At 74.4% G+C, this 14,922-nt stretch carries 12 protein-coding genes; 8 read left to right on the top strand and 4 right to left on the bottom strand.

The features are described from left to right. The first annotated feature begins 68 nt into the window (after nt 1–68). Complete coding sequence (locus Scani_RS31630) at nt 69–974, top strand: DNA-3-methyladenine glycosylase family protein (protein WP_159481175.1); 906 nt, start codon at nt 69–71, stop codon at nt 972–974. Between the two features lie 64 nt (nt 975–1,038). Here the strand turns inward: Scani_RS31630 and Scani_RS31625 are convergent, their stop codons facing one another. Genes Scani_RS31625 through Scani_RS31615 form a run of 3 tightly spaced genes read right to left on the bottom strand, consistent with a single transcriptional unit; the run spans nt 1,039 to nt 3,902 of the window. Continuing rightward, nucleotides 1,039–2,370 carry a coenzyme F420-0:L-glutamate ligase gene (locus Scani_RS31625; RefSeq protein ID WP_159481174.1) on the bottom strand — a complete coding sequence of 444 codons (1,332 nt, stop codon included), beginning with the start codon at nt 2,368–2,370 and terminating at the stop codon, nt 1,039–1,041. Beyond that, entirely contained in the window at nt 2,367–3,347 is a 981-nt protein-coding gene (gene cofD, locus Scani_RS31620; RefSeq protein ID WP_159481173.1) for a 2-phospho-L-lactate transferase, read from the bottom strand. The genes Scani_RS31625 and cofD overlap by 4 nt, the downstream gene beginning before the upstream one ends. A gap of 33 nt (nt 3,348–3,380) precedes the next feature. Then, nucleotides 3,381–3,902 carry a cysteine dioxygenase gene (locus tag Scani_RS31615; RefSeq protein ID WP_159481172.1) on the bottom strand — a complete coding sequence of 174 codons (522 nt, stop codon included), beginning with the start codon at nt 3,900–3,902 and terminating at the stop codon, nt 3,381–3,383. A gap of 685 nt (nt 3,903–4,587) precedes the next feature. Here Scani_RS31615 and Scani_RS31610 point away from each other — a divergent pair. From Scani_RS31610 to Scani_RS31600, 3 genes are all read left to right on the top strand, one after another. Beyond that, entirely contained in the window at nt 4,588–4,851 is a 264-nt protein-coding gene (locus Scani_RS31610; protein ID WP_003983763.1) for a WhiB family transcriptional regulator, read from the top strand. A gap of 327 nt (nt 4,852–5,178) precedes the next feature. Continuing rightward, a complete protein-coding gene (locus Scani_RS31605; RefSeq protein WP_159481171.1) occupies nt 5,179–8,988 on the top strand; it encodes a glycosyltransferase family 2 protein in 3,810 nt (1,269 codons plus the stop codon). Next, a complete protein-coding gene (locus Scani_RS31600; protein ID WP_159481170.1) occupies nt 8,985–10,568 on the top strand; it encodes a DUF5719 family protein in 1,584 nt (527 codons plus the stop codon). Before Scani_RS31605 ends, Scani_RS31600 begins: the two co-directional genes overlap by 4 nt. Nucleotides 10,569–10,601: 33 nt before the next feature. On the opposite strand, the gene Scani_RS31595 is transcribed toward Scani_RS31600, so the two are convergent. Continuing rightward, entirely contained in the window at nt 10,602–11,060 is a 459-nt protein-coding gene (locus Scani_RS31595; protein ID WP_174872774.1) for a metallopeptidase family protein, read from the bottom strand. A 259-nt stretch (nt 11,061–11,319) separates the two neighbouring features. Here Scani_RS31595 and Scani_RS31590 point away from each other — a divergent pair, with 259 nt between their 5' ends. From Scani_RS31590 to Scani_RS31575, 4 genes are all read left to right on the top strand, one after another. After that, nucleotides 11,320–11,766 (top strand): DUF3499 domain-containing protein, encoded by a 447-nt coding sequence (locus Scani_RS31590; protein ID WP_159481169.1) that lies wholly within the window; start codon nt 11,320–11,322, stop codon nt 11,764–11,766. Nucleotides 11,767–11,932: 166 nt separating this feature from the next. Continuing rightward, entirely contained in the window at nt 11,933–13,291 is a 1,359-nt protein-coding gene (locus tag Scani_RS31585; protein WP_159481168.1) for a phosphomannomutase/phosphoglucomutase, read from the top strand. A gap of 174 nt (nt 13,292–13,465) precedes the next feature. Further along, nucleotides 13,466–13,648, top strand: a complete 183-nt coding sequence (locus Scani_RS31580; protein ID WP_159481167.1) for a Trm112 family protein — start codon at nt 13,466–13,468, stop codon at nt 13,646–13,648. Between the two features lie 76 nt (nt 13,649–13,724). Further along, on the top strand, nt 13,725–14,861 hold the full coding sequence (locus Scani_RS31575) for an SIS domain-containing protein (protein ID WP_159481166.1): 1,137 nt from the start codon (nt 13,725–13,727) through the stop codon (nt 14,859–14,861). The last annotated feature ends 61 nt before the right edge of the window (nt 14,862–14,922 follow it).

The raw sequence follows: 14,922 nt of genomic DNA, 5'->3' as shown, positions 1-14,922 counted from the left end.
CACCGGGGCCCGACGCCGTTGTCCACAGGCCCCGGCACCGCCCCGGCCCTATCGCCTAACCTGGCCGCATGCCCGCCCGCACCTGGCTTCCGCCCGGCCCGTTCGACCTGCACCGCACGCTGGGCGTGCTGCAGCGCGGCCCCGGCGACCCCGCGTTCGCGGTGCGCGACGGCGAGCTGTGGCGGGCCTGCCGTACGCCCCAGGGCCCCGGCACCCTGCGCCTCGCCGCCCGCCCGTCCTCGGGCGGGGTCGAGGCCGAGGCCTGGGGGCCGGGCGCCGACTGGCTGCTGGACCAGCTGCCCGGCCTGCTGGGGGAGTTCGACGACCCGGCGGAACTCACCGCCCGGCACCGCATCGTCCACGAGGCCCGCCGCCGCCACCCCGGCGTCCGGCTCGCCAGGACCGGTCTGGTGCTGGAGTCGCTGATCCCCTCGATCCTGGAGCAGAAGGTCACCAGCGACGAGGCCTACCGCGCCTGGCGGCTCCTGCTGTGGCGGCACGGCGAGCCCGCCCCCGGCCCCTGGGAGCGGATGCGGGTGATGCCGGACCCGCGCGGCTGGGCGCTGATCCCCTCCTGGGAGTGGCACCGCGCGGGCGTCGACGCCAAGCGCTCGTCCACGATCCTGCGCGCGGTGCGGGCCGCCCGCCGGATCGAGGAGGCCGCGCGGATGGACCTCGCGGACGCCACCCGGCGGCTCACGGCCCTCCCCGGCATCGGCCCCTGGACGGCCGCCGAGACCCTCCAGCGCACCCTCGGCGCACCGGACGCGATCACGGTCGGCGATCTGCATCTGCCGAAGATCATCGGCTATGCCCTCACCGGCCGCCGCGGCACCACCGACGAGGAGATGCTCGAACTCCTCGCCCCCTACGAGGGGCAGCGGCACCGCGCGGCCCGGCTGATCCTGCTGTCCGGCCGGGTCCCGCCGCGCCGCGCCCCGCGCTTCCCCGTGGGGGACATCGCCCGCCTCTGACCCCGGAGTGGGGCGCAGGTCGGCGCAGACGAAGGCGCAGGTCAGCGCACGACGATGGCGAAGGTCAGCGCACGGCGATGAAGTCGTCGGCGGCCCGCGCCGGACGGGGCGCCGGTGCCGTCGCCGGATGCCCGACGGCCACCGCCCCCATCGGCTCCCAGTCCTCCGGGAGCCCGAGCACCTCCCGGACCACGTCCCGGCAGAACATCGTCGACGAGATCCAGGCGGAGCCGAGGCGTTCGCCCGCCAGCGCGACCAGGAAGTTCTGGATGCCCGCGCCATGGGCCACGACGAACATCTCGCGCTCCGCGGCGCTGCGCCGCGCGTCGGGGTAGTGGTGCGCGCCGTCCGTCACCATGCACGGCACCGCCAGATAGGGGGCGTCGCGCAGCACATCGCCCCGCCGCACCCGCCGGGCGATGGACTCCTCCGACTTTCCGTCGCCGCGCAGATCCGCGATCCAGGCGTCCCGCATCGCGTCCAGCAGCCGGGTCCGCGCCTCCGGTGATTCCAGGAGGACGAACCGCCACGGTGTGGTGTGATGCGGCGCCGGAGCGGTGAGCGCCGCCGCCACCGCCCGCCGGACCGCCCCGGGATCCACCGGCGCGTCGCCGAAGGCGCGGACCGTGCGCCGCCCCGTCACCGCTTCGCGTACGGCCTCCGAGGTGCCCAGCCGGAACATGTCGTCCTCGGCGCCGCGCACCATGGCACGTGCCCCGGCGCCGTCGCCCGACTCCTCGACGACGTGGGGGAGTCCGCGCACCACCGCGACCGGCAGCCCGGCGGCCTTCCCCTTCACCAGGTCGCCCGCGGCGGCCAGTTCGTCGGCGGTGGCCACCACCGTCGCGCTCAGCGGATTGCCGTACGCGTCGGTGCCGCCGCGCAGGTCGTCCAGCACCCGCACCCCGGCGGCCCCGATGGCGACGTCGGTGAGGCCGTTGCGCCACGGCCGCCCGAAGGTGTCGCTGATGACGACGCCGACGTCGACGCCGAGCTCGGTGCGCAGGCCCGCCCGGAGGGCGCGCGCCGAGGCGTCCGGATCCTCCGGCAGCAACAGCACCGTGCCCGACGGGGTGTTGGAGGCGTCCACACCGGCCGCGGCCATCACCAGGCCCTGCCGGTTCTGCACGATGCGCAGGGTGCCGCGCCGGGCCACCACCCGCACCGTCTCCCGGTCGATCGCCCTCTCGCGGTCGGTGGCCTCGACCACCCGGCCCTCGGCCTTGCTGACGATCTTCGAGGTCACCAACAGCACGTCACCGTCGGCGAGTTGCGGCAGTCCGTCGGTGGCCGCCGCCGCGGCGATCAGCTTGACGAGGTCGTCGCCGGGCCGCACCTCCGGCACCCCCGGCAGCGCCCACACCCGGTACGCGGGCACCCCGGCGGCGTCGTTCACGCCCGGACCTCCTCGGCCATGGCCAGCGCCTCGCGCACCATCGCCGTCGTGGCGTCCAGGTCGGTCATCATCAGCGGCACGGCCCGGCAGCGGATCCCGGCCGCCTCGACCTCGGCCACGGCGTCCGCGTCCACGGAGTCGACCAGCCAGCCGTCCAGCAGTCCGGAGCCGTAGTGGCGGGCGACGGCCGCGGCGGTCGCCTCCACGCCCACCGCCGCCAGCACCTTGTCGGCCATCCCGCGCACGGGGGCGTCGCCGACGATCGGCGAGAGACCGACCACCGGCACCCCGGCGTCCGCGATGGCCTCACGGATGCCCGGCACCGCCAGGATCGTCCCGATGCTGACCACCGGGTTGGACGGCGGGAACAGCACCACGTCCGCCTCGGCGATGGCCTCCAGCACGCCCGGTGCGGGCTTGGCCTGGTCCGCGCCGACCGGCACCACGGCATGCGCCGGCACCGAGGCGCGCAGCCGCACCCAGTACTCCTGGAAGTGGACCGCCTTGCGCTCGCCGGACCCCGCGGCGGAGTCGCTGTCGGGCTCCGTGATCGCGACATGGGTCTCGACCCGGTCGTCGGTCATCGGCAGCAGCCGCACGCCGGGCTTCCAGCGCGCGCAGAGCGCCTCGGTGACGGCGCTGAGCGGATATCCGGCGCCCAGCATCTGGGTCCGCACGATGTGGGTGGCGAAGTCCCGGTCGCCGAGCCCGAACCACTCGGGGCCGACGCCGTAGGCGGCCAACTCCTCCTTCACCCGGAAGGTTTCGTCGGTGCGGCCCCAGCCCTGCTCCTCGTTGATGCCGCCGCCGAGGGTGTACATCACGGTGTCGAGGTCGGGGCACACCTTGAGCCCGAACAGATGGATGTCGTCACCGGTGTTGCCGATGACGGTGAGGTCCGCGTCCGGAGCCGCTGCCTTCAGTCCCCGCAGAAAGCGGGCGCCGCCGATACCGCCGGCCAGAACCACGATTCGCATGGCCCCAGCATGGCAGGGGCCCGCGGCCCGGTGTCAGGGGGCCAGTACCTCGGACGGGGCGGCCGCGCCCCCGGAGACCGTGGCCTGGCTGGGGTGCATCGGCATATCGGTCAGGCCGGGGAAGTAGATGTGCAGGCTGACCGCGGGGGTCAGCGCGTCGTTGACGACCTCGTGGACGTAGCCGGGGGCGAACACCCGCTGGGCGCCGGCCGCGAGCGTTCGGGGCCCGGTCGCGGTGTGCTCGGTCAACTCGCCTTCCAGGACGGTCAGCACGCCGGAGGACGCCCCGTGGTCGTGCCGCCCGCTGCCCTGGCCCGGTACCCAGCTCAGCAGCCACACCTCGTAGCCGGCCGGTTCCTGTCCCACGGAGTGCAGCCGGTGGTACCAGCGGGTGGTGGTGTCGTAGCGGACGAGCGGTGCCCAGGAGGCGCGGTCGGCGGCGATCGAGCGGGCCAGCCCCGCGAAGCCGGCGACGGTGGCGGGGTGGGCGGGGACGGGCGGCAGCAGGTGGGGGAGGGCGAGCGGGTCGCCGGCGATCTGGACGTCGCTGTTCATGGGTTTCGGGTCCTCGGCAAAAGTGCGGGGGTGACGCTGCGGCGCACGGCGCGGGCTCTCCCTGTGGGGGGCGTGGCGCGGCGACGCGGAGCAGGGGCGCTGCGGGGTGGTGCGAGCGAAAAAGCTGGAGCTCAGTGGCTACGACAGCTGGAACAGCGACAGCGGGCCTGCGCAGCGCAGAGCGACCCGTAGGCACGGGTCAGTCGGAGCGCGCGGGTCACTGGCATGCGGTCAAGGAGACCGGGTTCACGCCGCGATGTCAACTGGATGACTGGTTTGCCGTAAATCTTTCACCTCATCCGGTTACTCCGCCCGGAGAAAGGTTTGTGCAGTGAGCGACGCGGAGACATCGACCGGCAACCGCACCTCCAAACGCCGTTGCGGCCCCGTGATCCGTCTGTGATCTCCCCCGCTTCGGCGCGCGGGGTGCAACGCGAACGCCGCCTGATCGCGTCTTAAAGGACTGACGAGGATGTGCCAGGTGGCAAGCCCGGGGAAGTGTCCTGGTTTTTACTGATTTGAACACTTTCCGCACACGCTTGGTTCCGCCGAGTGAATAAGAGGCCCAATAGCAGATCTCGGCTTGACTGGCCCGGATCACCACACTTGTAATTTCACTCGTGTCGTTCAGCCGAAATCGATCACGGCTTGATCACGGGGACGTAAAGACAGACGAGGGGCGCACATGACCGAGCTGTTCCAGGAATTGCTGGTCGAGGAGGCGGATGAGGAGCTCGGCTGGCAGGAGCGCGCCCTGTGCGCCCAGACCGACCCCGAGTCCTTCTTCCCGGAGAAGGGTGGCTCCACCCGCGAGGCCAAGAAGGTCTGTCTCGCCTGCGAAGTCCGGTCCGAATGCCTGGAGTACGCGCTCGCCAACGACGAGCGCTTCGGCATTTGGGGCGGCCTGTCCGAGCGCGAGCGGCGCCGGCTGAAGAAGGCCGCCGTCTGACGATGACAGCGCAGCCGGCCGGACCGACCGGGCGCGGCCTCACGGACCACGCCGCCGTACCACCCCAACTCCCCATATCCCCCTATAGCGAACCCTCCGCCTCCAGCGACTCGTGCGCCGGAGGCGGACTGCTGTGCACTGCTTCGTACGGGCCCCGTCGGGGCACCGGCGCGAACCATTAGTGTGGGGCCCCGTCCGAGATGCGCCGCCGCCCTACGAGGCGCGCGCGTCGCCTCGTAGTCCGTCGCAGTGTCTTCCGGGGGCGGGGGCCCAGCGCGACTTCGCCACGGGCCTTCGAACTCCCGGGTCCGGAGGGCCCGTACCTCGATGTCCGTGCACAGCCAGTCGGCCGCTCAGGCCGCCTCATATGCAGCCGCCACCCCAGAGTTCCCGCGGCACGTCGTCACCGCCGTGATCGTCTCCCATGACGGCGCCCGCTGGCTGCCCGACGCGCTCACCGGCCTGCTCGGCCAGGAGCGCCCGGTGCAGAACGTCATCGGCGCCGACACCGGCAGCGCGGACCACTCCGCCCAGCTGCTCGCCGAGGCCATCGGGGACCAGCGGGTGCTGCATCTCGCCCGCCGGTCCGGATTCGGCACCGCCGTCGACGAAGCCGTCCGTACGGCCCCCGAACTCACCCCCGACGACCTGCCGTACCTGCGCCGCCCCAGCGGCTGGGACCCGGTCAGCCGCACCTGGCGCGACGAGGCGTACGACATGCCGGAGTTGCCGCACGGCGAACCGGTCCAGTGGCTGTGGCTGCTGCACGACGACTGCGCGCCCGAGCCGGACGCGCTCGCCGAGCTGCTGCGGGTCGCCGACGCCAGCCCCTCCACCGTGATCGTCGGACCCAAGCTGCGCAGCTGGTACGACCGCCGGCAGCTGCTCGAAGCCGGTGTCAGCATCGCCCGCAGCGGTCGCCGTTGGACCGGCCTGGACCGCCGCGAACAGGACCAGGGCCAGCACGACCAGGTACGCCCCGTGCTGTCCGTCTCCACCGCCGGCATGCTCATCCGCCGTGACGTCTACGAGGAGCTGGGCGGCTTCGACCGCCGGCTGCCCCTGATGCGTGACGACGTCGATCTGTGCTGGCGCGCCCAGGCCGCCGGCCACCAGGTCCTGGTCGCACCGGACGCGATCCTGCGGCACGCCGAGGCCGCCGCCCGCGAGCGCCGCCCCATCGACTGCGTCGGCCGCTCCGTCGCCAACCCGCACCGCGTCGACAAGGCCGGCGCCGTCTACACCCTGCTCACCAACACCCGCGGCGCGACCCTCCCGTACGTCCTGCTGCGGCTGCTGATCGGCACCTTCCTGCGGGTCATCGCCTACCTCGTCGGCAAGGTTCCGGGCCAGGCGCTCGACGAACTCGCCGGACTCTTCGGCACCCTGCTGCGGCCCGGCAAGATCCTCGCCGCCCGGAAGAAGAGAGGCCGCCCCGCGGTCGAGGCGAGCGAACTGCGGGCGCTCTTCCCGCCACCCGGCGCGACCGTCCGGGCCACCGTCGAACAGGTCGCCGGCAACGTCGCCGGGCGGGCCGCACCCGATGTGGCCTCGGCCGGCCGGCACGGCGCGGTCGAGTCCGGCCCCGGCGGCGACGACGCCGACTTCCTGGAGATCGAGCAGTTCGCCCGGCTCAAGCGGATCGCCCGCAAGCCCGCACCGGTGCTCTTCCTCCTCCTGCTGCTGGTCTCCCTCGTCGCCTGCCGCGCACTGCTCGGCTCCGGCGCGCTGGCCGGCGGCGCGATGCTGCCCGCGCCCGGCAGCGTGTCCGACCTGTGGTCGGCGTACGCCGACAGCTGGCATGCGGTCGGCGTCGGCGACAGTGCTTCCGCGCCGCCCTACCTGGCGGTCGTCGCCCTGGTGTCCAGCATCTTCTTCGGCAGCACCGGCTTCGCCCTCACCCTGCTGCTGGTCTGCTCCGTCCCGCTGGCCGGCCTCACCGCCTACTTCGCCTCCCGCCCGCTGGTCGCCTCCCGGCTGCTGCGGGCCTGGGCGAGCATCGCGTACGCCTTCCTGCCCGCGGCCGCCGGAGCGCTGGCCGGCGGCCGGCTGGGCACCGCGGTGCTCGCCATCCTGCTGCCGCTGATGGCGCGCGCCGCCGTCGCGGCGAGCGGACTGCGGCTGCAGGCCGGTATCCGTCCCAGCTGGCGCGCCACCTGGGCGTATGCGCTGCTGGTCACCTTCACCATGGCCTTCACCCCGGTCGTCTGGCCGATCGCGGTGCTGCTCGGTCTCGGCCTGCTGGTGCTGCGTTTGCTGGATGGCAGCCGCGACCAGCTGGTGGCCTACGGGCTGCGCTTCCTGGTCGTGGCCCTCGCGCCGCTCGTCGTGCTCGCCCCCTGGTCGCTGTCGCTGCTCACCCGGCCGTCCCGCTTCTTCCAGGAAGCCGGGCTCGACTACGGCGCCGGCTCCGCCTCCGTGCTCGACCTCATCGGGCTCAGCCCCGGCGGCCCCAAGGCCGTCGGCGGGATGCTGCTCTTCGGCATCGTGCTGGCCGCGCTCGCCGCGACGCTGCGCGACGCGCGGCAGCGCGCGATCCGTACCGCCTGGGCGGTGGCGCTGACCGGCCTGCTGCTCGCGGCGCTGGGCAACGGCTCCGGCTGGACCGGTCCCGCGATGCTCGTCTACGGCCTGGCGCTGCTGTGCGCCGCCGCGATCGGCGCCGAGGGCATCCGCACCCGCATGGCCAGCCTCGGCTTCGGCTGGAAGCAGCCGGTCGCCGTCCTGATCGCGCTGGCGTCCGTGCTCGCCCCGCTCTACGCCGCGGTCAGCTGGATGATCACCGGCGCGGCCGGTCCGCTGGAGCGGCGCAACCCGGAGCAGGTCCCGGCCTTCGTCGCCGAGGAGTCCGGCACCGCCGACCGCGCCCGCACCCTGGTCCTCGACGGCAAGCCGGGCCATGTCGACTACTCCCTCGTCCGCGGCTCCGGGGCCGGGCTCGGCGACGCCGACCTGGCCGCCGAAGCGGGCGAGGACAAGCGGCTCGGCGGCATCGTCGCCCACCTCGTCGCCGGTTCCGGCGCCGACCAGACCGACCAGCTCGGCGGCTACGCGGTCCGCTACGTCCTGGTCAGGGACGGGGCGCCGCGCGAGATGGGACGGGTCCTGGACTCGACCCCGGGCCTGACCCGGCTCAGCCAGGACGACGGCAGCGCCCTGTGGCGCGTCGACCGGCGGGTCTCGCGGCTCTCGATCGTCTCGGGCGAGGCCAAGGACGGCGCCGGCGAGGCCGCGGCCCCCGTCGCCGTACCGGCCGGCCCCGTCGAGGCGCACACCAAGGTGCCGGCCGGCGCCGACGGCCGGGTGCTGCGCCTGGCCGACACCGCCGACGAGGGCTGGCAGGCCACCCTCGACGGCACCCCGCTCAAGCCCGTGACCGTCGACGGCTGGGCCCAGGGCTTCACGCTCCCCGCGAGCGGCGGCACCCTCGACCTCACCCACGAGAACCCGATCGGCCACACCCTCTGGCTGTGGGCGCAGGGCCTGCTCGCCGTCGTCCTGGTGGTCCTGGCGCTGCCGGGCCGCCGCCGGGAGATCGACGACGACCTGCCCGACGACACCGCCGCCGCCCAGGCCGCCGCGGCGACCGGCGACGGCCGCCGGGCCCGGCGCCTGCGGGCCCAGGCCGAGGCCGAGTCCGCCGGCGACCCGGCGGCGGCCGGCCCCGGCATCCCCGGCGAGCAGCCGCTCGACCCGGCCGCCGACCCGATGACCGCGGGCATCCCCGCTCAGGACGCGGGCCCCGAGGGCACTCAGGCCGCCTCGCCCATGGCGGACGCCGACCCGTACGGGGCGGCGGCGCAGCAGCAGGCCTACGACGCCTGGCAGGCCGCCCAGCAGGGCGAGCCCGGTGTCCCGGGCCACCCCGGCGAGCAGCAGCCCTACGCGCCCGCCGACCCCTACCAGGCCGGGCAGTACGGCACCCCGCCCTACCCGCAGGCCGACCCCTACCAGGCCGCCGACCCGTACGCCGCGGATCCCTACCAGGCGGGCGCCTACGACCCGTACGGGTACGGGCAGCAGCAGTACGGCGACGGCGGGCCGCAGCAACAGCAGCCCTACGACGACGGCGCCCCGTATCCCGGGTACCCCGGTTCCTACCCCGAGCCGCGCCGTGACGGGAGCGACCAGCAGTGAAGCGCACCATGATGTCCCTGATCGGCGTGACCGTGGCGCTGGCCGCCGTCTCCGGCGTCGCCGCCGTGACCGGCCCGGCCGGCGGCGCCCCCGACGCGCCCCGCGGCAGCACCCGGCTGCCCGTCCAGCGCTCCGCGCTGCTGTGCCCCGCCCCGACCTCCTCCGAGGTCGGCGACACCACCTACACCGCCTTCGCCCCCAAGGGCGCGGCCGCCGGCGCGGACGGCCGCGAGGGCACCGCCCAGCTGCTGCCCGCCGGGACCGTCAGGGAGGACGGCGGCGCCGACAAGGGCAAGGGCAAGAAGAACCCCAAGGGCGGCAAGGGCGGCGGTGCGGACTCCGCCGCCGGGCAGACCATCGCCCCCCGCGACACCAAGCCCGTCGCGCCCCTGCGGCAGGCGGGCCGGCCGGTCACCGCGACCACCGACCGCCCCGACGCCCCCGCCCTCGTGGGCACGGCGGACGGCGCCCTCGCCCCCGGCTGGACCGTCCAGCAGACCACCGCGGTCGCCGCCGGCGCCGGCCGCGGCCTGCTCGGCCTGGGCTGCACCACCCCCGACACCACGTTCTGGTTCCCCGGCGTCAGCACCGCCACGGATCGCCAGGACTACGTCCACCTCACCAACCCCGACTCGACCCCCGCCGTCGTCGACCTCGAACTGCGCGGCAAGGACGGGGCCTTGGGGGGCTCGGCCGGTGAGGACCTCTCCGTTCCGCCGCACACCACGGTCCCCGTGCTGCTCTCCACCCTGACGAGCGCCCCCACCACCAACGCGTCCCTGCACGTCGTCGCCCGCGAGGGCCGGGTCGGCGCCGCCGTCCAGGCGAGCGACGGCAAGCTCGGCAGCGACTGGCTGCCGGCCGCCGCCGACCCGTCGCCGAGCGTGGTGCTGCCCGGCATCCCCAAGGACGCCACCTCCGTCCGGCTGGTCGCCCTCGCTCCCGGCGAGTCCGACGCCGACCTGAAGGTGCAACTGGCCACCCCGACCGGGATGATCACCCCGGCCGGTCTGGAGAACCTGCATCTCAAGAGCGGGATGACCACGGCAGTGGACCTCAAGGACCTCACCAAGGGCGAGGCCGGCTCGCTGGTGCTCACGCCCTCCGACAGCGGCTCCAAGGTCCCGGTCGCGGCCGCGGTGCGGGTGACCCGAGGCAAGGGCGCCAAGCAGGACATGGCGTTCATCCCCGCGACCCGGCCGGTCGAGAAGCGCGCCACCGCCGTCGACAACCGCGGCAAGGACAGCACCCTCTCGCTGGTCGCGCCGGAGAAGGGCAAGGACGCGAAGGTGAAGGTCACCGCGTCGGCCGGCAGCGGCGGCGGCACCCCGGTCACCAAGACGTACACGGTCAAGGGCGGCACCAGCGCCGACATCGCGCCGCCCCGTCCGCCGGGCCTGAAGGGGAGCTACGCGCTGACCGTGGAGCCGGAGTCCGGCAGCGGCCCCGTCTACGCGGCCCGCATGCTCGCCCGGCCGCAGGGCGGAGTGCCCGCGTTCACCGTCCAGACGCTGCCCGACGACCGGGGCTCGGTCCTCGTCCCGACCGCCGGCCAGGATCTGTCGGTCCTCACGAACTGACCGCGCACGCTCCCACGGACCCGCGCGGCGGCCTCACTCCTGGCCGTAGCGCGGGTCCACCGATTCCGGGGCCAGTCCCAGGAGTTCGGCGACCTGCTCGACCACCACTTCATGGACCAGCAGCGCCCGCTCGTCGCGGCTCTTCGTCCGGATCTCCACCGGCCTGCGGTAGATCACGATCCGGTCGCGATATCCGCCCGCGGCCGGCACCACCCGCCCCAGCGGCACGGTCTCCTCGTCGGCGGCCGCGTCCGGACCGTCGTCCGGCCCGGAACCGGGCACCTCCAGGACCAGGAAGTCGACCTGGGAGAGCTGCGGCCAGCGTCGCTCCAGCCGGTCCCGGGAGTCATAGACAAGATCCACGAACGCGTCGGCGCGGGTCACCGACAGCGGCACCTGGGGCGGCGCGATCGGGCCGCGCATGCCGCGGCCATGGCGGTCGCGGCGGCGGATCCGCGGCTGTGCCGGTCGGGGAGGTACAGGACTGTCCATCAGGATCGAGCGTAGCCGTCGAGGGCCGCCCGGCACCGGGGAGCGCGGCAAGACGTGGCATGTCGTCGGCTGACCGGACCTGTCCGCGTCGAGTCCGTTTGCCTCCCCGCATCAGAACGCGGAGCGACACCGTAATGGCAGGAATTGCACCGAGTTGTGACGGGATTCGTTGCCGCGAGTCGTCCGTCCCGGCGCGCGCGGCCCAGGTCGGGCCGAGCGGGTGCAGGTCAGACGCATCGGACGAAGCGGGACGACACGGTTGGGTGAGCCGGGGGAGAGTCGTCGCGGCCCGCTCAAGAGTGCGGTACCGTCCAACGTCGTGAGCCCTGTACGTCGCTGTTCGCGCACTGCGTGCGGCCGCCCCGCCGTCGCAACGCTGACGTACGTCTATGCGGATTCGACCGCTGTGCTCGGACCGCTCGCCACCTACGCCGAACCGCACTGCTACGACCTGTGCGCCGAGCACTCCGAGCGGCTGACCGCGCCGCGCGGCTGGGAGGTTGTCCGCCTCGCCCTCGACTCGGGCCCGGCCCGCCCCAGCGGCGACGATCTCGAAGCCCTGGCGAACGCCGTACGCGAGGCGGCCCGCCCCCAGGAGCGTGCGGCCGGTGCCGGTGGCGTCCCCAGTCCGGGCAGCCGCGACACCCACCCCATGGAAGTCGCCCGCCGAGGCCATCTACGGGTGCTGCGCTCGCCGGACTCCTGAGCCGGCGGCCCCTCCCCGCCAGCGCGCGGGGAACGGCCCGCCGCCTGAGCGCGCGGCCCGGACCCACCGCGGCACCGCACCCCGCAACGGCCGGATACACGGCCCGCATACGCGACCGCCGCCCGGTAGGTTGGGAGTCCGTAGAGACTCTCCAGGAGGGCTGGCTGTGACTGATCTGTCGCAGATCGTGAAGGCGTATGACGTACGCGGCGTCGTCCCCACCCAGTGGGACGAGACGCTGGCCGAGCTGTTCGGGGCCGCCTTCGCCGAGATCACCGGCGCGGACGCGATCGTGACCGGGCACGACATGCGGCCCTCCTCGCCCGGCCTGTCCGGCGCCTTCGCCCGCGGCGCGGCGGCCCGCGGCGTGGACGTCACGGAAATCGGTCTCTGCTCGACCGACGAGCTGTACTTCGCCAGCGGCGCCCTGGGGCTGCCCGGCGCCATGTTCACCGCCTCGCACAACCCCGCCCAGTACAACGGCATCAAGATGTGCCGCGCGGGCGCGGCGCCGGTCGGCCAGGACAGCGGTCTCGCCGATATCCGCGCGCTGGTCGAGCGCTGGTCGGACGAGGGCGCCCCCGAGCCGGCCGCCGAGCCGGGCACCGTGACCCAGCGCGACGTCCTGGGCGACTACGCCGCCCACCTGCGCGGCCTGGTGGACCTGAGCGGCATCCGCCCGCTGAAGGTCGTGGTGGACGCGGGCAACGGCATGGGCGGGCACACCGTCCCGACCGTCTTCGAGGGCCTGCCGCTGGAACTCGACGCCCTGTACTTCGAGTTGGACGGCTCGTTCCCCAACCACGAAGCCAATCCGCTGGATCCGAAGAACATCGTCGACCTCCAGGCGCGGGTGCGCGAGACCGGCGCCGACCTCGGCCTCGCCTTCGACGGCGACGCCGACCGCTGCTTCGTCGTCGACGAGAACGGCAACCCGGTCTCCCCGTCCGCGATCACCGCCCTGGTCGCCGCCCGCGAACTGGCCAAGCACCCCGGCGGCACGGTCATCCACAACCTGATCACCTCGTGGTCGGTGCCGGAGGTCGTCAAGGAGAACGGCGGCGCGCCGGTCCGCACCCGCGTCGGGCACTCCTTCATCAAGGAGGAGATGGCCAAGACCGGCGCGATCTTCGGCGGTGAGCACTCCGCGCACTACTACTTCCGCGACTTCTGGAACGCCGACACCGGCATGCTCGCCGCGATGCACGTCCTGGCGGCCCTCGGCGGCCAGCCGGGCCCGCTGTCGCAGCTGGTCGCGCAGTACGACCGGTACGCGGCCTCCGGCGAGATCAACAGCACCGTCGACGACCAGACCGGCAGGCTCGCCGCGATCAAGACGGCCTACGAGAACCGCGCCGGCGTCACCCTCGACGAGCTGGACGGACTGACCGTCACCGCCGACGACTGGTGGTTCAACGTGCGCGCCTCCAACACCGAGCCGCTGCTCCGCCTGAACGTCGAGGCCCGCGACAGGGCCACCGCCGACCGGGTCCGCGACGAGGCCCTGGCGATCATCCGCGGCTGAGCCCGCACCCCGTGGCACCGGGGCGGCCCGTGAAAGCGGAGGCCACCCTGCGTGGGTGGCGGGCGCTCGCGGCATCCTCGCCGCCCGCCACCCCAAAACCCCTCCGAGCACGCCTCCGCCCCCCGCCCGGCGGTAGGCTGGCCACGCCGCAACCGCCCCGAAGGAGCACCCTCCATGCCGGTCGACGCCAGCCTGATCCAGATCCTCGCCTGCCCGGCGTGCCATGCCCCGCTAGACGACCGGACGGCCGACGAACCGGCCGAGCTGCGCTGCACCTCCGGCGACTGCGGCCTCGCCTACCCCGTCCGGGACGGCATCCCCGTACTCCTCGTCGACGAGGCCCGCCGCCCCGCCTGACCGGGCGCCGCCGGGGCCGCCCCGGCACGCCCGGCGTATCCCCCGCCCGTACCGGCGATCGGAGGCCGCGCCCACCATGCTCGACGAGTCACTCCTCGACACCCCTGACGCACTGGCGGGCGCCGACCGCTTCGGTCTGCTGCGCGGCGTCGCCGAATCCGGCGCCCGGGTCCGCACCGCCGCCCGCAGTGCCGCCGAATCCGGCATCCCCGAACTCACCCCCGACGGGCGACCGCGCTCCGTGCTCGTCGCCGGGCCCGGCCCCGCCGCGGCCGGTGTCGCCGACCTCCTGCGGGCGCTCGGCGGCGGCAGCTGCCCGGTCACCCTCATCCCGCCCACGGGAGTCGCCCCGCTGCCCGGCGCCCTGCGCTGGACGCTGCCCGGCTGGGCCGGACCCCTGGACCTGCTGCTGCTCCCCGGCCCGGACGCCGCCGACCCCGGCCTCGCCGAGCTGGTCGAGCAGGCCTACCGCCGCGGCTGCGCCGTCGTCGCCGTCACCCCGGCCGGCGGACCGCTCGCCGACGCCGTCATCCAGGCCCGCGGCCTGGTCGTCCCGCTGGCGACCACCCCCTACGACGCCGAATTCGACGTCGAGGGCGCCCCGCCGGCCGCCCCCGGCACCCTCTGGTCGGTGCTCATCCCGCTGCTCGCGCTCGCCGACCGGATCGGCCTGCTCAGCGCCTCGCCGGAGGACCTGGGCAAGCTCGCCGACCGCCTCGACCAGCTCGCCGAACGCTGCGGCCCGGCCATCCCGACGTACACCAACCCCGCCAAGACGCTGGCCGCCGACCTCGCCGACTCCTTCCCGCTGATCTGGACGGAGGGCACCATCGCCGGTGCCGTCGGCCGGCACTTCGCCACCGAGCTGGCCGGGCTCGCCGGCCGCCCCGCGCTCGCCGCCGAGCTGCCCGAGGCGCTCGCCACCCACCGCACCCTGCTGGCCGGTGCGCTGGCCGCCGGCGCCGACCCGGACGACTTCTTCCGCGACCGGGTCGAGCAGCCCGCCGCGATGCACGCCAGAGTCGTGCTGCTGCGCGAGCAGGAGCCGGGCCCGCTGTCCGCCACCCGCGCCGCCCAGGCGCTCGCCGAGGAGCGGGACACCGCCGTCAGCGAACTGGAACCGGACGCCGGCAGCGATCTGGAGAAGGCCGCGGAACTACTCGCCATCGTGGATTTCGGTGCTGTTTACCTGGCGCTTGCCGGCACCGAGTGATCATTGGCGGCCGGCTCGCATCCGCAGGCCGGCCGCATGACTGCGCAGCCACGTACGCCCC

Origin of the sequence: Streptomyces caniferus (assembly GCF_009811555.1) — a bacterium.
Taxonomy (GTDB): domain Bacteria; phylum Actinomycetota; class Actinomycetes; order Streptomycetales; family Streptomycetaceae; genus Streptomyces; species Streptomyces caniferus.
The sequence above is the reverse complement of the archived record's forward strand: the minus strand, read 5'-3'. Positions and strand labels throughout refer to the sequence as shown.